The 19,011-nt window shown below is 72.9% G+C and carries 14 protein-coding genes; 3 read left to right on the top strand and 11 right to left on the bottom strand.

Annotated features, from left to right (window positions below; translation table 11 throughout):
* The first annotated feature begins 121 nt into the window (after positions 1–121).
* The gene (locus ABZ444_RS18870) at positions 122–3,256 is read left to right on the top strand and encodes a BTAD domain-containing putative transcriptional regulator (protein WP_357998085.1); all 3,135 of its coding nucleotides are present in this window, start codon (positions 122–124) and stop codon (positions 3,254–3,256) included.
* A gap of 45 nt (positions 3,257–3,301) precedes the next feature.
* Here ABZ444_RS18870 and ABZ444_RS18865 read toward each other — a convergent pair whose 3' ends face one another.
* From ABZ444_RS18865 to ABZ444_RS18840, 6 genes are all read right to left on the bottom strand, one after another.
* Positions 3,302–4,987: an AMP-binding protein gene (locus ABZ444_RS18865; RefSeq protein ID WP_357998082.1), complete on the bottom strand. Its 1,686-nt coding sequence runs from the start codon at positions 4,985–4,987 to the stop codon at positions 3,302–3,304.
* Positions 4,968–7,007, bottom strand: a complete 2,040-nt coding sequence (locus tag ABZ444_RS18860) for an acetate--CoA ligase family protein (RefSeq protein ID WP_357998079.1) — start codon at positions 7,005–7,007, stop codon at positions 4,968–4,970. The genes ABZ444_RS18865 and ABZ444_RS18860 overlap by 20 nt, the downstream gene beginning before the upstream one ends.
* A 62-nt stretch (positions 7,008–7,069) precedes the next feature.
* Positions 7,070–8,626, bottom strand: coding sequence for an FAD-dependent monooxygenase (locus ABZ444_RS18855; protein WP_357998076.1), 1,557 nt, complete (start codon positions 8,624–8,626; stop codon positions 7,070–7,072).
* Between the two features lie 6 nt (positions 8,627–8,632).
* Positions 8,633–10,402, bottom strand: coding sequence for an FAD-dependent monooxygenase (locus ABZ444_RS18850; protein ID WP_357998073.1), 1,770 nt, complete (start codon positions 10,400–10,402; stop codon positions 8,633–8,635).
* Between the two features lie 26 nt (positions 10,403–10,428).
* Positions 10,429–11,289: a VOC family protein gene (locus ABZ444_RS18845; protein ID WP_357998070.1), complete on the bottom strand. Its 861-nt coding sequence runs from the start codon at positions 11,287–11,289 to the stop codon at positions 10,429–10,431.
* 25 nt (positions 11,290–11,314) lie between these two features.
* On the bottom strand, positions 11,315–12,148 hold the full coding sequence (locus ABZ444_RS18840; RefSeq protein ID WP_357998067.1) for an alpha/beta fold hydrolase: 834 nt from the start codon (positions 12,146–12,148) through the stop codon (positions 11,315–11,317).
* Between the two features lie 237 nt (positions 12,149–12,385).
* Between ABZ444_RS18840 and ABZ444_RS18835 the strand changes: the two genes are divergently transcribed.
* Positions 12,386–13,546 carry a helix-turn-helix domain-containing protein gene (locus ABZ444_RS18835; protein ID WP_357998064.1) on the top strand — a complete coding sequence of 387 codons (1,161 nt, stop codon included), beginning with the start codon at positions 12,386–12,388 and terminating at the stop codon, positions 13,544–13,546.
* A gap of 137 nt (positions 13,547–13,683) precedes the next feature.
* On the opposite strand, the gene ABZ444_RS18830 is transcribed toward ABZ444_RS18835, so the two are convergent.
* The 5 genes from ABZ444_RS18830 to ABZ444_RS18810 form a co-directional block, all read right to left on the bottom strand.
* Positions 13,684–13,812: a hypothetical protein gene (locus ABZ444_RS18830; protein ID WP_357998061.1), complete on the bottom strand. Its 129-nt coding sequence runs from the start codon at positions 13,810–13,812 to the stop codon at positions 13,684–13,686.
* 41 nt (positions 13,813–13,853) lie between these two features.
* Positions 13,854–15,083, bottom strand: a complete 1,230-nt coding sequence (locus tag ABZ444_RS18825; RefSeq protein WP_357998058.1) for a serine hydrolase domain-containing protein — start codon at positions 15,081–15,083, stop codon at positions 13,854–13,856.
* Positions 15,084–15,245: 162 nt separating this feature from the next.
* On the bottom strand, positions 15,246–15,596 hold the full coding sequence (locus ABZ444_RS18820; RefSeq protein WP_357998056.1) for a hypothetical protein: 351 nt from the start codon (positions 15,594–15,596) through the stop codon (positions 15,246–15,248).
* 140 nt (positions 15,597–15,736) lie between these two features.
* Positions 15,737–16,990 (bottom strand): hypothetical protein, encoded by a 1,254-nt coding sequence (locus ABZ444_RS18815; RefSeq protein WP_357998053.1) that lies wholly within the window; start codon positions 16,988–16,990, stop codon positions 15,737–15,739.
* Between the two features lie 149 nt (positions 16,991–17,139).
* Entirely contained in the window at positions 17,140–18,399 is a 1,260-nt protein-coding gene (locus ABZ444_RS18810) for a serine hydrolase domain-containing protein (protein ID WP_357998050.1), read from the bottom strand.
* A gap of 181 nt (positions 18,400–18,580) precedes the next feature.
* Between ABZ444_RS18810 and ABZ444_RS18805 the strand changes: the two genes are divergently transcribed.
* Complete coding sequence (locus tag ABZ444_RS18805) at positions 18,581–18,901, top strand: hypothetical protein (protein ID WP_357998047.1); 321 nt, start codon at positions 18,581–18,583, stop codon at positions 18,899–18,901.
* Positions 18,902–19,011: the final 110 nt, after the last annotated feature.

Genomic DNA, 19,011 nt, shown 5'->3' with positions numbered 1-19,011 from the left:
AATGCCTCTCTGTGGTCTCTTCCGTACGTCCTCCACAGTGGCGACCAGCGCTTAGATGCCGCTTAGAACGCTCTTTCAGCTGATGTGCACCGCTTTCGAGGGCGTCGTACCCTTGGCCGTTGTGCGTATCGAGGTGCTGGGACCGGTCCGGGCCTTCACCGGCGACGGCGTGCCCATCGACGTCGGCGGCGTGCTGGTGCGCGCGCTGCTGGCCCGGCTGGCGCTGGCCGAGGGCGGGACCGTGCCGGTCGGCACCCTCGTCGACGACCTGTGGGGGGAGCACGCGCGCGGCGGCACCGTCAACGCGCTGCACGGGCTGGTCCACCGGCTGCGCAGGGCGCTGGGCGAGGCCGGGGTCCTGGAGCGGACGGCCGGTGGATACCGCCTGCACGTGCGCGCCGAGGACGTCGACGCCTGCCGTTTCGAGGAGAAGGCGAAGCTCGGCAGCCACGAACTGGCCTCGGGCGCCGCGCGGCGAGCCGGCTCACTGCTGGCCGAGGCGCTGTCGCTGTGGCGCGGAGACGCGCTGGCCGACGTGCGCGACGCCCCCTTCGCCGGCACGGCGGCGCCGCGTCTGGAAGAGTTGCGCCTGGCCGCCGCCGAGGACCGGTTCGAGGCGGAGCTGCGCCTGGGACGCCACGACGGGATCCTGGCCGACATGGCGGCGATGGCCGCCGCCCACCCGTTGCGTGAACGGCTGGCCGGGCTGCGGATGCGCGCCTTGCACGCGGCGGGCCGCCGGTCCGACGCGCTCGCCGTGTTCGAGCAGGTCCGCGGCACCCTGGCCGAGGAACTGGGGATCGACCCGTCCGGGAGGCTGCGCGACACGCACCTGGCGGTGCTGCGCGGCGAGCCGGAGCGCCCCGAACCGGAACGGCCCCGGCCGCAGGCCGTGCGGGGACGGCTGCCTGCCCCGCTGACCAGCTTCGTCGGCCGCGCGGACGAGCTGAGGCTGCTGGCCGGTTCACTGGAGACCGCCCGGCTGGTCACGGTCGTGGGGCCGGGAGGCGTCGGGAAGACCCGGCTGGCCGTCGAGGCGGCCGGCCGGCATCGAGCCCATCAGCGTGGCCGCGTCTGGCTCGTGCTCCTGGCCGGGGTCACCACGGCCGAGGGGCTGGCCGACGCGGTGCTGGGCACGCTCAGCCTCGCCGACGTCCAGCCTCCCGGCACGCCGCTGGAGCGGGTGGTCAACCTGCTGGCCGGGGGCGAGGGCGTGCTGGTGCTCGACAACTGCGAGCAGGTCTCCGGCCTCGTCGCGGAGTTCGCCGGGCACCTGCTGGAGCGTCTGCCGCACCTGACCGTCCTGGCCACCAGCCGGGAGCCGCTGGAGGTGATGGGCGAGACGCTGTGCCGGCTGGGCCCGCTCGCCCTGCCGCCGGCACACGCCGACGCCGCCCGGGCCGCCGGGTCGGACGCGGTGCGCCTGTTCCGCGATCGCGCGACGGCCGTCCAGCCGGGCTTCGCCATGGACCCGCCGACCACGGCCGCGGTCGTCGACATCGTGCGCCGGCTGGACGGGCTGCCCCTGGCCCTCGAACTGGCCGCCGCGCGGTTGCGGACCATGAGCGCCGAGCAGGTAGCCCGGCGGCTGGACGACCGCTTCCGGCTGCTCAGCACCGGTAACCGGGCCGCCCAGCCCCGCCAGCAGACCCTCCACGCGGTCATCGAATGGAGCTGGGACCTGCTCACCGACCAGGAACGCGCGCTCGCCCGCCGGATCTCGATCTTCCCCGGCCGGACCGGCGTCGCGGCGATCGAGGCGGTCTGCTCCGACGGGACGCTCCCCGCGAGCGAGATCGCCTACCTGCTGGACTCGCTGGTCGGCAAGTCCATCGTGGAGCGGGCCGGGGACGCCTACCGGATGCTGGAGACCATCCGCGCCCATTCGGCCGGCAAGCTCCGCCGCGCCGGGGAGGCCGGGGCCGTCCTGCGCGGGCTCGTGCGGCACTTCGCCGATCTGGCCGAGGAGCACGAGCGGCTGCTGCGCTCGGCCGGACAGGCGCGGGCGCTGCCGCTGTTCCAGGCCGAGTACGACAACCTGATGTTCGCCCTGCACACGGCGATCGAGACCGGCGACGCCCACGCGGCCGCCCGGCTCCTCGGCCCGCTGTACTGGTACTGGGTGGTGCTCCGCTACGACGCGCGGGCCGACGCCTACGTCGCCAAGGTCGCCGCGTTCGGCGACGCGCTGCCCGCCGACGCCCGGGCCGCGTTCACCGCGATCCACCTGGTGGCCGGCGAGGGCGGCCCGATCAAGGATCCCGAGCGCCTGCGCGCGCTCATCGACGACTGCGCGCGTACGGGCGCGCTGCGGCGTCATCCGGCGCTGCTGACCGTCGTGCTGCCCGTGGCGGTGATGATCGGGCCGCAGGAGGTGGTCGACCGGGAGATCAGCCTCGTGCGCGGCGGCTCGGACCGCTGGGCGATCGCCTGCACCCTCATGATCGAAGCCATGCGTCACCGGGAACGCGGCGACCGGGAGAGCTCGGCGACCGCGATCGCGGCGGCGCTGCGCGCGTTCGAGGAGACGGGCGACCGGTGGTGGACGGCCAAGGCGCTGTACGGGCTGGCACAGATCCACGCCGTCGGCGGCGAGCACGACCGGGCGATCGCCGCCCACGAGCGGGCCATCGCGATCGCCGCCGAGCTCGGCTCGCAGGACGAGGTCTCGGCCCGGCTCGGGCTCGCCGCGGCCCGCATGCGCTCAGGCGACCTCACCGGCGCCGGGCACGACGTCGAAGCCGCCGAACGAGCGGCCTGGGAGCGGGGTCAGCCCGTCCTGGAGATCGACGTCCTGGGCAGCCGGGCCGAGCTGTGCCGTCGCCGCGGCGACGTCGAACGCGCCGGGCGGGAACTCGACCGGATGGAGACGCTCGCCCGCCAGGCCCGCCTCACCGCGGAGACGATCGAGAACCTGCTGACGCCCGCCAGGATGTCGAACCTCCTCACCGCCGGGGAAGCCGCGCCCGCGCGGGCGTTGCTGCCCCGGGCCGTCCAGGCCGCGCAGGCGACCATGGACGCCCCCTCGGCCGCTCATCTCCTGGCCCGGCTGCTGTTCCTGGAGGGCGATGCGGCCGGCGCGGCCACCGCGCTCGGGCTGAGCCGGGCCATCCGCGGCGCCTTCGACCACGGCGACGTCGAACTGCGCTCCCTGGCGGACACGCTCACCGAACGTCTCGGCCCCACCGGCTACGACACCGCCTACCGGCAGGGCGCCGCCCTGACTCCGCAGGAGGCCGTCGCCCGGCTGACGTGAGGACGCACCACCCCCCGGCCGTGGAAGCCGGGACGCCCTCCGTCATCATTCGGCCGCGCCGGCGGGAAGCTCGGCCTTGAGGCGGTCGGCGATGTCGGTCCTGAGTGCCTTCTTGTCGATCTTCCCGACCTTGGTCCAGGCGAGCTGCTCGACGACGACCAGCCGTTCGGGAAGCTTGAAACGGGCGACCTCCGCGCTCTCCATCCGCGCCCGGATCTCCTCCAGCGTGACCGTCGCGCCGTCCCGGGGCACGACGTACACGCACACGCGCTCCCCGAGCACGGGGTCCGGCATGGCCACGGCGGCGACCTGGCTCACGGCGGGAAGCCGGTACACGAGGTTCTCTATCTCCTCGGCGGAGATCTTCTCCCCGCCCCGGTTGATCATGTCCTTGTCGCGGCCGGCCACCACGAGGTTGCCCTCGGGGGTACGCAGGCAGATGTCACCCGTGCGGAACCAGCCGTCGCCGGTGAAGGAGCGGGCGTTGTGCTCCGCCGCCCGGTAGTACCCGCGAGGGGTGTACGGCCCGCGGGTGAGCAGGAGCCCCGCCTGGCCGTCCGGCACGTCCCGGTCCCGCTCGTCCACGATCCTGATCTCGTCGGCGGGGCACAGGGGGCGGCCCTGCGTGCCGCACACCGTCTCCACGGGGTCGTCGAGGCGGGTGAAGTTCAGCAGGCCCTCCGCCATGCCGAACACCTGCTGCAGCCTCGCCCCGAGCACCGGCTCGACCTGGCAGGCCAGCTCGTCCGCGAGGCGGGCGCCGCCGACCTGGACGACCCGCAGGGTGGCGAGCTGCCCGGCGCCGTGCTGGACGGCCCGGTCCAGCCAGCGGCCGGCGACCGCGGGCACCACCGCGGTGTGCGTGACGCCTTCCGCCTCGATCGTGGCGAAGGCCCGTACCGGCTCGGGCGAGGGCAGCATGACCACCCGGCCCCCGGCGAGCAGCACGCCCAGGATCCCCGGGCAGGCGAGCGGGAAGTTGTGCCCGGCGGGCAGGCTGACCAGGTAGACCGACTCCTTGGTGACCCCGGCGACCTCGGCGCTGGCCCGGGCGTTGTAGGCGTAGTCGTCGTGGGTGCGGGCGATGAGCTTGGGCAGGCCCGTCGTGCCCCCGGACAGCAGGAAGACGGCCACGTCCCGGGAGGAGGGAGCGGGCAGGTCGGAGCCGGTCCGGCCAGTGGGCGGGCCGCACAGGGCCCGCAGGTCGACGCTGCCGGGCGCGACGTCGTCCCCGGCGACCAGCACCTGCCATCCGGCCCCGGTGGCCGCGCGCACGTCGGCCGCGAGGTCGTGAGCGAGTCGCTGGTGGTCGAAGTCCCTGCTCCGGTCGGGGACGGCGATCGCCACCGCCTCGGCGTGCACGGCCAGATACGTCAGCTCCGCCCGGCGATGGGCGGGCAGCGCCATCACCGGCACGACGCCCGCGCGCAGGCACGCCAGCAGGAGGACGACGAACTCCCACGAGTTGCCCAGCTGCATGATGATCCGCTCGCCCGGCGCGATGCCGAGGTCGCGCAGGCGCACGGCGGCGGCGTCGGCGCGATCGGCCAGCTCGCCGTACGTGAGGCGCAGCCCCGGCCCGTCGACCAGCGCCGTGGCGTCCGGATCGCGGCCGGCGACCTCCCGCAGCAGGGTGCCGATCGCGACCCCGGCCCAGTAGCCCTGCTCGGTGAAACGGGTGACGTCGGCGTCGGGCCAGGGCACGGTGTGCTCAGTGATCGGGGTGGGCATCGTCGGCCTTCCTGGTGAGGATGACGGCGTCAAGCGCGACCAGACCTCGCTGCGTGAGCCGGAGCGGATTGACCTCGATCTCGTCCAGGAGCGGGTTGGCGGCGAGCAGGTCGCCGAGCCTGGAGACGATCGTGCCGAGGTCGTCGGGGTCGAGGACGGGGCCGCCGCGCCACCCGGTGAGCAGGGCCCGCCCGGCCAGTTCGGCCGCCATGCCGGCGGCTTCGCCGGGAGACAGCGGGGCGAGCCGGACGGCGACGTCGGCCAGGGCCTCGGCCACCGTGCCGCCCAGCCCGACGAGCACCACGGGCCCGAAGACGGGGTCGCGCCGCGCGCCGGCCACCAGATCGATCCCGGCCGGCGCCATGGCCTCCACCAGGTAGCGGCGGGCGCCCGCCGCGTCCAGCGCGTCGAGCGCGGCGTCCAGCCCGGCGGAGGTGGACACGCCCAGGTGCACGCCGCCGATCTCCGTCTTGTGCAGGACGTCGGCGTCCAGCAGCTTCACGGCGACCGCCGTCCCGAGGGAGTCGAACGCGGCGTGGGCGGCGGCCCGGTCCGCGCAGGCCTGGCGTGGCATGGTCGCCACGCCCAGCCGTCCGAGCAGGGCCTTGCCGGCGTGTTCGTCGTACCGGCCGGCCGGGACGGCCGGCGCCCGCCACGGGGTGGAGGCGGCCGGGCGGGCCGTCCGCGCGCGGGCGTCGGCCAGCAGCGCGGCGGTGGCGGCGGCGACGCCGCGGGCGTCGGCGGCCACGGGCACGCCCGACTCGCGCAGGGCCCTGCGGTCGCGGACGACGTCGTCGCCCGTGCCCGCCAGCCCGAGGACGACGGGGACGCCGCCGGTCAGTCCTTCGCTGACGGCCGCGACGACGTCGACCGCGTCCGGTTCGTGCAGGACGTACCCCGCGATGACGTCGACGCCGGGATCGGCGCCGGTGGCGGCGAGCACCGCGCCCAGCTCGGGCCCCGGACGGCCGGTGTCGACCGGGTTGCGCTGGAAGGTCAGCGGCGGCAGCAGCCCGGCCAGGGTCTCCCGGGTGCCGGGCGCGAGCTCGGGCACCCGGATCCCGCGTCCGCGCAGGTCGTCGAGGAGCAGCAGGCCCGGACCCGCCTGGGCGGTCACGACACCCACCCCCGGGTCGGCGCACGGGCGGGCCCGCGTCACCGCGAGCGCGCCGACGGCGTCGACGAGTTCGCGTTCGTCGTCGACGAGGACCGCCCCGGCCTGGGCCAGCGCGGCGCGCGTGGTGCGCCAGGAGGTCGCCAGCGCCCCCGTGTGCGAGGCGGCGAAGGCCCCGACGTCGTGGCGTCCGACGACCAGGGCGACGACCGGCCGGGTCGCGGTGAGGCGGCGCACGCTCTCGACCAGCCGGGGCCCGTCCGCCACCGACTCCACGTGCAGCGCGACGGCGGCGGTGCGGGGGTCGCCGGCGAGGTGGTCGAGGACGTCGGGGGCGGTGACGCCGGCCGCGTTCCCGAGGCCGACGGCGAGGCTGACGCCGTGCCCCGCCTCGGTCAGCGCGAACGCCAGGGCGTGGTTGACGCCGCCGCTGGCGGCCACGACGGCGACGGCGCCCGGCCTCACCCGGTGGGCGCCGGGGACGAAGCTGGCGGTCAGCCGCGCGTGCGGGGCGAGGAAGCCGCTGGTGTTCGGGCCGAGGAGGCGCAGGCCCGAGTCCCGGGCGATGGCGCCGAGCCGTCGCTGGTGCTCGATCCCGGCGCCGCCCGCCTCGGCGAACCCGCCGCCGCACACGACGGCGGCCCGCACCCCCGCGTCCGCCGCCTCGGCGAGCACGCCGGCGCAGGCCGCGGCGGGCACGCAGAGCAGCGCGAGGTCGACGGGGCCCGCCGCGGCCGCGGCGCCGACGGACGGGTACATGGCGTCGTCGCGCGCGTTCACCAGTGCCAGGAACCCGCCGAAACCGGACAGCGAACGGGCCATGGCGGCGCCGAGTTTGCCCGGGTCGCGAGACGCGCCGACGACCGCGACACCCCGCGGGCCGAACAACGGCCCGAGGTCGTCCACGCGAGCACTCCGACCGGATTCGAGACCGCCCACGCGGGCACTGCGATCGGGTCCGAGGCCGTTCATGAGAGCACTCCGACCAGGTCCGCGCGGCCGGAGAGCACGGTGGTCAGCGCCCGGTCGCGGTCGGGTTCCCGTTCGATCAGCAGGGCGGGCAGTCCCGCGCGCATCCGCGCCTCCTCGCACAGCCGGGTGCGGGTCAGGGCCGTGCCGCCGTGCACGGCGACCAGGGTCGCCCCGGCCGCGACGGGCCCGGACAGGTCAGGCAGGCCGTCCTCGGTGTCCGGCGCCTCCAGCAGGGCGCCCCACGCGCCGGGCAGCGGCGTCGCGGAGAGCGGCAGGTCGTTCTTGCCCCGGACGGCGGCGGGACCGCCGTCCGCGCCGGGCAGGACGTCGAGCAACCGGCCGGACGCCGACCAGCCGGCCGCTTCGAAGCCCGTCTCCAGGGGGGCGGCGCCGTGCAGGTCCCGCCACCGGCGATGGGCCGACGCGACGAACTGCGGCGCGCGTCTGGCCAGGCGCGCGTCGGAGATGCTGCGGGACATGAAGTGGTAGGCGAACTGCCACGGATCGAGGGCGTCGTGGTAGCTGCCGAAGCTCTCCCACCAGGCGAGGCTGGGCCGCGCCGAGTCCTGGATGTGCCGGACCGGCGGCTGGGCGGCCCGCTCGTAGGTCGCGAGGGCGGCCGCCAGGTCGCCGGGGTGCCCGGCCAGCGCCCGCGCGAGCGCGACGGCGTCCTCCATGGCCATCTTGGTGCCCGAGCCCACGGAGAAGTGCGCGGTGTGCGCGGCGTCGCCGAGCAGCACGACGGGCCGCGGGGCCGTCGTGTGCCAGTGGCGGGTGCGGCGGGTGCGGAAGCCGGCCCACCGGGAGTTGTTGGTGAGCAGCCGGCCGCCCTCGATGTGCTCGGCGAACAGCTTCTCCAGGTACGCCTTGGAGCGCAGGTCGCTCACCCCCGGCGGCCGGCTCTCGTCGAAGGCGTCGAGACCGGCCCGCCGCCAGGACGCCTCGTCGGTCTCCACGATGAACGTCGACATGGTGTCGGAGATCGGATACCCGTGCACCGCGAAGACGCCGTCGGGGCCGCGTTCGTGGACGAAGGTGAGCCCGTCGAAGAGGTGGTCGGTGCCGAACCAGATGAACTTGGCCGTGGCGGTCTCCACCTGTGAGCCGAGTCCGGGGCCGAGCTCCTCGCGGATCCGCGAGGAGGCCCCGTCGGCGGCCACCACCAGGTCGTAGCCGGCCAGGTCGGCGAGCGTCACCTCGGTGGAGAACCGGAGCTCCGCCCCGACCGAGCGGGCCCGTTCCTGAAGAAGCAGGAGGAGCGTGCGCCGGACGACCGCGGCCATGCCGTTGCCGCCGCACCTGATCCGCTCACCCTTCAGCCGGACCTCGATGTCGTCCCAGTGCCTGCCGTGCTCGGCCAGGGCCGCGCGCAGCACGGGGTCCGCCTCGTGGATCGCCTCCAGGGTCCGGTCGGAGAAGACCACCCCGAAGCCGAAGGTGTCGTCGGCGCGGTTGCGTTCGAAGACGGTTACCGCGGACGACGGGTCCGCCTGCCGGATCAGCGCGGCGAAGAACAATCCGCCGGGGCCGCCGCCGACCACCGCGATGCGCATGGCCCGCTACTCCTTGGTCGCCAGGCCGAGGATCCGGCCGAGCACGGCGCTCAGCGCCGCCTCCGGATCGTCCGCCATGGACGCGGACCGCCAGGCGACCATGTGGTCGGGACGGACCAGGAGCACCCCGTCCTCCCCGACCTCGGACAGAGCGCGGTAGTCGCCGTAGCTGTCCTCGTAGTCGCAGCCGCGGCCGATCGACCGCACCCGGACGGGCACGCCCAGCCGCTCGGAGACGCGCTCGGCCGCGTCCCGCCAGGCCGCGCCGCCGATGCCGGTGAGCAGGGTGAACCGGCCCCGGCCGCACAGGTCGAAGGTGGAGACGCGCTGCTGGTCCCTGGTCAGCCACACGTGCGGCAGGTGGCGTCCCGGACGGGTGGAGGCGAAGTAGTAGACCTCCTCGTCCCGCGGCGCGGGCTGCTCGGGCGTGCCGTCGGGCACGATCGCGCCGGACGTGTAGTGCTGGTTGGTCTCGACGCCGTGCGTGTTGAAGCACATGATCGTGGCCTGCATCGCGGCGTCGAACGCCTGCCGCCGCTCGCCGCCCTCGGCCGTCGGCCGCAGCAGGCCGTCGAGGGCGTCGCGCAGTTCCGCCGCGCCCGAGGCGGGCGGCAGGCGCAGCGCCATGAAGATCGGCGGCATCAGCCCGTCGCTGCGCTTGGCGCGCTGGACGATCTGCCTGGCGACCGGCAGCCGCTCCTCCCGGTAGCTGTCGAGCAGCGCCGGCGCGGCCTCGCCGCGCAACACCATGGCGAGCTTCCAGCACAGGTTGTAGCTGTCCTGGACGGAGGTGTTCGAACCGAGGCCGTTCATGGGCGAGTGCCGGTGCACGGCGTCGCCGACGCAGATGACCCGGCCCGCCATGTTGTCGGTGGCGTAGACGTCGTTGACCGCCCAGGTGGAGATCGACTCGACCGTCACCGGCACCTGGTCGTCGCCGATCAGCTGGTGGGCGATGCGGACGCCGTCCTCCTCGGTGAGCGAGGGCTGCCCGGCATTGACGTCGTAGCCCCACACGCCGACCCACTTGGTCCACGGGCGCACCATGCGCAGCACGCCGATGCCGTTGCCGTCGTGGCCGACGCCCGGCTGGACGAACCAGTACATGTCGCCCGGACGGTGCTCGACGAAGCGCGTGAGGTCCGCCTCGAACACCACGTTGATCGAGCCGCCGAGTCCCATCTTGCCGACCAGCGGCAGGCCCGCCTGCGCGGCGACGGTCGAGTTGCCGCCGTCCGCGCCGATCAGGTACTTGCTGCGGATGCCGTACTCCTGGCCGGTCAGCCTGTCCCTGACCAGGGCGGTCACGCCGTCGTCGTCCTGCGTGAACGTCAGCAGCTCGGTGTTGAAGCGCACGGACGACCCGCGCGTGGCGGCGGCGTTGACCAGGATGGGCTCCAGCACGTGCTGCGGCAGGTCGCACACCGAGCACGGGCTGGCCAGGTCGTGCTCGGCCTTGAAATGCGGGTGGGTGTACCAGGTGCGCAGGCGGCCGAGCTCCTGGCCGGCGAGGCTGGTGGCGTAGACGTGCTCGCCCATCAGGTGCTGCGGGGTCGCGTTCTTGGTCACCTCGCCTTCCAGCCCGAGGTCGCGCAGCACCTCGACGCCGCGCTGGTTGGTGATGTGCGCGCGAGGCGTGTTCGAGACCCCGGCGTACTTGTTGAGCACCACGTTGGCGACGCCGTACGTCGAGAGCAGCGCCGCGGCGGTGGCGCCCGCCGGGCCGGCACCGACGATCAGCACGTCCGTCTCCACGACGGGGGTGAGGGTTTCCATGTCAATGGCTCCTAGAAGGGGGGACGTCAGTGCCGGTGGCCCCAGAGGTCGGGGCCGGGGATCTCGGTGACCTGCCAGGTCGCGTCGTCGATGAGCACGCCGCCGCTGCCGAACTCGGTGTGCACGCCCACCGGGGACTCGGCGTAGAAGGAGAACATCTGGTCGTTGCTGTGCCGGCCGAGCGTCATGGTGACCGGGACCTCGCGGTCGAGCACGAGGTCGTAGGTACGCCCGACCTGGTCCATGTCGGGGACCTCGAGCATGAAGTGGTGCAGGAACGGCTGATGGATGCCGAAGAACGGGCCGTCCACGAAGGCGATGCTGTGGTGGCGCGGGTTCGTGTGCAGGAACGTGGCCTGGAACGGCCTGCGCATCGTGTCGCTGATCTTGAAGCCCAGGACGTCGGTGTAGAACCGCTGCTGGGCCGGCACGTCCGGGCTGGCCAGCACCACATGGCCGAGGCCGAGGTCGCCCGTGACGAACCGCTCGATGTCCCGCGCCGAGGTGAACTGCCCCTCACCCGCCGAGGCCCCGTGGAACAGCTCCACCCGGTTGCCCGCCGGGTCGAGGAAGTGCGCCATGCCGGCCACGCGGCGGATCTCCAGCTCGCGCTGGGTCGCCTGGTGGGCCACGACGCCGTGGTCGCTCAGTTCGTCGAGCGCGGCGCTCAGCGCGCCGGCGTCGGCGACCTCCCAGCCGTAGTAGGCGCCGCCGTCCTGCTCGCCTGCCTCGACGGTGATGCGGTGGTGCACGTCGTCGATGCGGAAGTGGGTGGCGCCGTCCTCCCCCGCGACCCGCTGCATGCCGAGGATGTCCGTGGCGTAGGTGGTGAAGGCGTCCGGCTCGCGCGCGGACAGGCCGAGGTAGCCGAGCTGCTTGATGTCCATGCCTGATGTCTCCTGTCGTACGAGGTCAGAACGCGTCGTTGAGGAAGCCCCGCAGCAGCGCCGCGTACTCGGCGGCGCGCTCGATCTGCACCCAGTGGCCGCAGTGCGGGAAGATGTGCAGCTGCGCGTTGGGCAGGTGCTGCTGCAGGAAGACACTGGAGTCGGGGGTGACGAACCGGTCCTCGCGACCGTGCACGACGAGGAACGGGTGCGGCATCCGGCGCAGCGCCGACGGCGGCACGGCCATCTCGGCGGGCGAGGAGGAGAAGAAACGCTCGAAGGAACGCCGCACCTCGGGCCGCATGACCTCCTTGTAACGCGTCTCGGTGATCTCCGAGATCGACGTGCCGAGCGCGTCCTCGTCGTGGACGAACCACTTGGTGAGGTTCTCCAGCGCGCTGATCGTCGGGTCCTTGTAGAAGGACACCATCCGCATGACCTCGGGCGTCGGCTGCGAGTGCCCGCCCGCGCTGCCCATCAGGGAGATCCGGGCGAAGCGCGCCGGCGCCGTCATCACCAGGTGCATGGCCAGGGCGCCGCCCATCGAGTTGCCGACCAGGTGCGCCCGCTCGATGCCGCGGGCGTCCATCAGGGCGAGCACCTGCTCGACCCGCATGCGCATCCAGCCGGTCAGGCTGCCCGGCATGTCCTCGGGATGGTCGGTGCGGCCGTAGCCGACGAGGTCGGGGGCCAGCACGTGGTAGTCGTCGCTCAGGGCGGGCATGAAGCCGCTCCAGTTCGACACCGCGTTGGCGCCGGGGCCGCCGCCGTGCAGCAGGATCACGGTCTCGCGGTGGTCGTCGCCGCTTTCCAGAAAAAATGTGGAATAGCCGTTGGTCTCGACGGTGCGCTCGGTCACTGGAATGGGTTCCTTCCCGTGCTGTACGGGCATTGCCCGGCATGATCTGTTGATCGGGCGGACGGCTGTGATCGGCCCGCGGGGCGACGGCGGGGCTTGCCACCCGCACCCCTCGCATTGCTAACTTGTGCGCTGTCGCACCACCGTAGACGGACACCACGTTGATGCGCTTCGTACGATCTGTCGTTAGTTGTCGGCGCCGATCCGACGCTGTGTCGCAGGAGAGGAGCAACCCCCGTGAGCCTTGATGACGCCGTGCAAGATCTGGCCGATCGCCTGGGCGTGGCGCTCGTGGTGGTCGATCGCGACCTGAGGATCGCGGCGTTCAGCGTCCACGACACCGACGCGCGGCTCGCCCGGCTGGCCCGGTTGCTCGCCGGCTCGACCGCCCCGCTGACGAAGTCGCTGGTGGAGGAGCATCGGCTGCGCCAGGCCAGGCACGGCGTACGGGTCCCCCAGGACGACGGCGAGCTGGTCGTGCTGCCGTTGCGTCATGAGCAGCAACTGCTCGGCTACGTCTATTACGTCGAGGACCGGGAGAGGCCGCGCGCCGACGACCTCGCGGTGCTGGAATCGGCCGCGCCGGAAATGGGCGCGCTGCTGTCGCTGCGCATCTCCGATCGCCGGCACGGCACGGAGAATTCGCGGCAGCTGCTCGCGGAATTGCTCGGAGAATCGCCGGAGAAACGCGTGGAGGCGGCCGGGAAACTCGTGCGGGACAATCTCATCGACGATGTCGAGCATTATTCCGTGCTCGTTCTCCGGGCCCCCGGGTCGGCGCCCAGATCCATTACCCGGCTGGCCGTCGAGGCGACCCTGGAATTCACCACGAGATCGACCACCGTGAAAATCGTCGGCGCCGTTCTCGGGGCCGAAGGAATTGTGCTCTTCCCACGTCCGGTGAATCACGACAGGCTCGAACGCGCGCTCGCCGGTCCCGGTCTGGAGGCGGTCGTGGCGGGCGTGGGCAGCGTGAAGCCGTCGCTGGCGGAGGCGGTCGACTCCTACCACGAGGCCCGGCTCGCCCACCGCGCTTCGCGACTCGACCCCCAGCGGTACGGCAAGCGCGTCTTCTGGGACGAGCTCGGCCTCGACCGCCTGTTCCTGCAGCTGCCGCTCGACCGGCTGACGCCGAGCCAGTTCCCCGACGGAGTGCGGCGCCTGCTGGACGCGCCGCACGGCGTCGAACTCGCGGCGACGCTGGAGGGCTACCTCGACAGCGGCGGCGAGATCCAGAGCGCGGCGCGGCGGCTGCGCATCCACCGCAGCACGCTCTACTACCGGCTCGACCGCGTCCGCGAGGTGATCGGCTGCGACATCACGGACGGATCGATCCGCCTGGAACTGCACGCCGGTCTCCGCATCGCCCGCCTCGCCGGGCTGTGGCCGCACGAGTGACCCCCGTGGCCGCGCCGTAGAACCGTTCCGGGGGTCTCCGCCAGGCGGGCAGCGCGCTCGGCCTGCTGGCGGCGCTGCCGGGGTTCCGGGCCGGGACGAGCAACACGGTGGCCGCGGGCGCGCATTTCGGCGTGGATTCAGGCGCGGCCCCCGTCCGGCAGGTTCTCGAAGGTGGCGGTCGCGTCGAGCTCGTACCGTAGCGCCTTGCTGCCGTACGTGTGACAGTCGAGCTTGATGTCGGTCGCGGCCTGCGCCGGCGATGCCACCTTGCACCGCCGGTCGGCGCGCGCTCACCGCCGGCTCGGGGTCAGTCGTCGAGGGCCTGGTAGAGGGTGGTCCAGAAGTCGTTCATCAGGTGTGCCGGGTTCGGGACGGAGTAGCCGAGCTGGCAGAGCAGGATGCCGGTGAGCTGGTTGTCCGGGTCGGCGTAGGCCGAGGTGCCGCTGCCGCCGTCCCAGCCGAACTGGCCGATCGGGGCGTAGTCGCCGCGGTAGGTGCGCACCGCCATGCCGATGCCCCAGCCGCCCTGCTGCCCCTGGCCGAAGGAGATGTGCACGTTGTTCCTGGCCAGGGCGGTGCGGGCGTCGTTCTGCTCGGGGGTGAGCCGGTTGGTGGTCATGAGCTCGACGGCGGGCCGGGACAGGATGCGGGTGCCCCGGTGCGTGCCGCCGTTGAGCAACATCCGGAAGTAGGCGTGGTAGTCGTCGGCGGTGGAGACCAGGCCGCCGCCGCCTCCCTGGAACGCCGGCGGCGTGCTCCACCGTCCGCCTTGGGGCTCGTCCCAGACGAGGAACTCGCCGGTGACCGGGTCGGGGGCGTACAGGGCAGGCAGCCGGTCGATCTGGTCGGCGGGCACGTGGAAGCCGGTGTCGGTCATGCCGAGCGGTTCGAAGATGCGCTCGCGCAGGAACTCCTCGAACGGCCGGCCGGTGACCCGGGAGACGAGCACGCCGACCAGGTCGCTGCTGATGTGGTACTGCCACTGCTCGCCCGGCTGGTACATCAGCGGCAGCTCGCCCAGGCGGCGCATCCACTCGTCCGGCTCGGGCATCTCGACCGGCAGGTTCGGGGTGAGGCCCCGCTCGAAGATCGCGTTCATGATCGGCTTGCCCAGCGCGGTGAAGTCCATGCCGAGCCCGAAGGTGGAGGTCAGCACGTCCCGCACGGTGATCGGCCGGCCGGCCGGGACGGTGTCGTCCAGCGGCGCGCCGGGGCTGGTCAGCACGCGCCGGTCGGCCAGCTCGGGCAGCCACGGGTCGACCACGTCGTCCAGGCGCAGCCGGCACTCGTCCACCAGCACCATGGCCGCCGCGATCGAGACGGGCTTGGACGTGGAGGCCATCCGGAAGATGGTGTCGCGGCGCATGGGCGCGCCGCCGTCGTGCCGCATCGTGCCGATCGCCTCGACGTGCGTCTCCTCGCCGCGGCTCACCAGGGCGACCAGGCCGGGGATCTTCCCCGAGTCGACGTGCCGGGCCAGTACCTCGCGCAGCCTGCGCAGCCCCTGCTCGGAGAAGCCGTTCCCGCCGATTGCCATGATTCGTGTCTCCTTGTCGCGGTGGTCGATCCGCCGGTTCCGTTCCGGGCCGGCGTCCATGGGCCAACCTTCGCGAAGAGCCCTGACACCGGGCCGTCACCGCACTGACGCCGCCGCCGAGGCCGCTCCCGGCCGGCGGCGACGGCGTCCCCGGGCCGCGCCCTACCGGCCGAACTCCTGGTCGGCCCGCGACCTGATCTCCATGGCCCGGGGAGAGCAGGCGGGGTAGAAGTCCTTGCCGCACTCCGGGTCGTTCAGCGCCACCTTGATCTCCTTGTCCAGGTACGGCCTGGCCTGCGCGGGCTTCAGGTTCGGGCGGAAGGTGATGGTCTTGCCCCTGGGCGCCTTGGGCAGTTCGCCCTTCCATGTCCTCCTGGCGACGTCCGACGCCTGCCGCACGATCTTCGTGCGGCTCAGACCGTGCAGCGCGGTCGGCTCGGCCGGTTCGACGCCCAGGCACGCGGCGAACCGCTTGCCCAGCCGGACGAGCTCCTTGTCCTGATCGAGGGTCACCCGCGAGCCGCTCCCGCTCTCCGGGCTGCCACTCGTGCCGAGGCTCCGGCGAGGCCAGGTGGTCCAGCCCCCGCTCCGTCATGCGGGCGACGCGCTTGGCCTCCAGCTTCGTCCGCGTGTCGTGCGCGGCCGCACGCCCCTTACCCCTCCCGGCTCCGGTAGGTGGCGCGCAGCTCGATCGGCTTCTCCCCGGCCACCTCGTCCAGGGCCCGGCGGTGGTCCTGGTCCTCCTCCCAGGTGGCCTCCACGCACAGGACCCTGGCCGCCTCCTGCGGCTCGGCGTCGCGCACCACGTACCAGGCGGTGTCGCCGCGGCCGGGCCTGTCGCGGTCGCGGCGCAGCACCGTCACGATGCCGGAGACGAGGATCTGCCTGGTCCACACGTTCCTGGCCAGGATCTGCCGGTCCACCGTCAGCTCCTCGTACAGGAGCTCGCCACCCAGCATGTCGTCCTCCCACCGCCACACGCGGCGGCTGACACCCGCCGGCACGTGGAAGGCGCCCCGGCCTTCCACGGGCACCGAGAACGTGCGCGTGCCGTCGCGGCACAGCTCCTTGGCGATGCGGTCGCCGTCGGCGTACTCGCGCAGCTGCTCCTCGCCCAGGTCGCGGCCGGGTCGTGAGGCCCACCGCGCCTGCTCGGCGTAGTAGCGGTCGATCAGCGGATCCTTGTACCGCCGCCCCGCCCGCGGCCGCGGCGGGATGCAGGAGGCCGGGGTGAGATCCGCGCCGTCCTCGATGTCGATCCCGCCCGCGCGCAGCAACTCGTGGACGGTGACGTCCCCGTCCTCCGCCCTGCGGCGCGTCCTGCGCAGCCAGCCGTCGAAGGTGTCGAGGTCCGGGTCCGGGCGCAGCGACGCCCAGTCCGCCGCCGCCGACACCGGCACCGGCACCTCGCGCCGCGCCGGAGGTTGCACGAGCTGCTCGGGCTCGAGGTCGATCGAGTAGTACAGGACGCCGCGCGCGATGTAGGAGAACGGCGCGGCGTGGGTGATCGGGTCGAAGACGTCCCGGATCGGCCAGAACCTCAGCAGCCACGTCTCGTCGCACTCGCCGGTGCCATGTCCGTCGCCCGGCTCGGGTTCACGCAGGTACATGTCCACGCCGTACTCGAAGCGCGGCGGACCGACGAGGAAGTCATGGCCTCTGTCGTCCGTCATCGACATGACCGCGACCACGCCGCTCTCCGCGACGAACGTCGCGGAGCTGACCGGCGTCCACGAGGCGTCGGCGGCCTCCGGCTCGGCGTCCCACGACTCCAGGCGCACGGCCGCGACGAAGTGGTAGATCTCGTCGGTGGGAGAGCCCCACGGCGGCAGGTCGGTGCCGTCCAGCCCGAACGTGTTGTACTCGACGTAGATCTCGTCGTCGAGCCTGCGCAGCAACTGTGCCATGTCAACGCCTTCGCCCTGTTGATGATCATCCTGGCTGGGCGGAGTATGGCCGACCGCACCGACAATCCACGGCGACCTGCGCGTACGGCATGCCGATGCCGCCGGGTGAGCCGGCGGCAGAGGCGTGGGCCGTGCCGAGCGACGTGACGCTAGCGCTTGACGGAGAGCAGCCGGTCCACGGCGAACGGGACGATCTCCGGCTGCGCCGCCTTCGTGCGCGCCGGGCTCTGACCGCAGAGCCCCAGCAGCAGGTAGTCGACGGTGGCGTAGTCGATGGGGCTGATCACGATGTTGCCGTTCTCGTCCAGGCTCTGGTACTTCGTGCGGTTGACGCCCATGGAGAGCTGGCGGGCGCCGTCCGGGCTGGTGTAGGAGTCGGTGGCCATGCCGAAGACGCCGCCGCTGTGCCCCCAGAACCGTCCGCACGGCAGGTCGGTGGCGTAGATGCCGAGGCCGTAGGCCCCTGACACGCCGGCCACGGGCACCGTCCTCTGCATCTCGGCCAGCTCGGCGGGGCCGATCAGCCCACCGCGCAGCAGCACCCGGTAGAACTGGTTGAGGTCCTCCATCGTGGACACGACGGCGCCCGCCGTGGTGATCCACGACATGTTGTAGACGCTGTAGTCCTTGGGCGGGTCGATGAAGCCGAACATCGACTCGTACGCCTTGGAGTGCGGGCCGGGGATGACCGGCGTACGCGGGAAGGACGTGTGCCGCAGGCCCGCCTTGCGGATGACGTTGCGGGTGATGTACCGCTCGGCGTTCTCGCCCGTCACCTTCTCCAGGAGCAGGCCGGCGATCAGGTAGTTGGTGTTGGAGTAGATCCCCGGCGTGGCGCCCGGCTCGCCGGTGGGCATGGCGGCCAGGCCCAGCTCGACCAGCTCCCGGCGGGAGAAGGTGCGGAATCGGTTGTCGTCCAGGCTCTCGAACGTGCCCTGGAGCAGCGAGGGGAAGGCCGGGCCCACGTGGTCGGCGATGTGGCTCGTGTGGTTGAGCAACATCCGCACGGTGATCTTCTGGCCGCGCTCGCCCGGCACCACGTCGGGCAGGTAGCGGGCGATGGGGGCGTCCAGCTCGACGGCGCCGCGGGCCACCTGCTGGAGCAGGGCCACCGCGGTGAACGTCTTGGTGATGCTGCCGACCCGGTGCAGCATGCCGGGGCGCACGGGGCGTCTCGAGGCGACGTCGGCCACGCCGGAGGCGCCCCGCCAGCTGCGCTCACCGTCGCGGACGGTCGAGTAGATGCCGTACATGCCGGCCTCGTGCACGGCGTCCAGCGACTGCCGCAGCGCCTGCCGGTCGAGCCCGGTCTCCCGCGCCGGGGCGGCCTGGGCCGGACTGGCCGCCAGCACCATTCCGGCGGTCAGGGCGATGGCCGAGGCGTTCTTTCCAAGCGTCCGGATGTTCATGGCGTAATCATGATCCAAACGCGGTTTCGCGGTCAGTCCCGGCTGTCATCGGCTGCACATGACAGGAGTCATGAACGGCCCCGAAAGGGGCGGCTCGCGCGTGTCGCCTCTCGCGCGGGAGTACCGAAACTTCCCGTTACTCAGAGTTGTCACTTATTTACTCTACGTATAAACTGAAGGCATGACACGTCTTCCCGCCTTCGCTCTGAGCGCCCTGGCCACCACGCTGGTCGCGGTCTCGCTCCCCGTCCCCGCCCACGCCGCCACCGGCACGTTCTTCTACACCCGGGCCAGCAACGGACGGGAGACCACCCTCAACATCCCGACGCCCAACGGCGCCTGCCTGCCGGTCTCCGGCGGCGCCCGCGACGCCCACAACGACACCGACGCCGACGCCACCATGTACACCGACAGCAACTGCACCGTCTTCGCCGGATTCGTCGGCTCCCGCAACTTCGAGACCTTCACCCCGCCCTTCCCGACCTTCGTCAAGTTCGGCTAGAGACACCCCACAGCGCTGGGGAAGCACGAGCGCTTGGCCGTGTTCCGACGCCCGTCGCTCGATGCCGACGTTCCCCGCTTCCGCGCGTCTTCGGCCTCCTCGTACAACCT

This window comes from Nonomuraea sp. NPDC005730, assembly GCF_040630865.1.
In the GTDB taxonomy this organism is placed as follows: domain Bacteria; phylum Actinomycetota; class Actinomycetes; order Streptosporangiales; family Streptosporangiaceae; genus Nonomuraea.
Note: the sequence above shows the minus strand (reverse complement) of the source record. Positions and strands in the feature narration are given on the sequence as shown.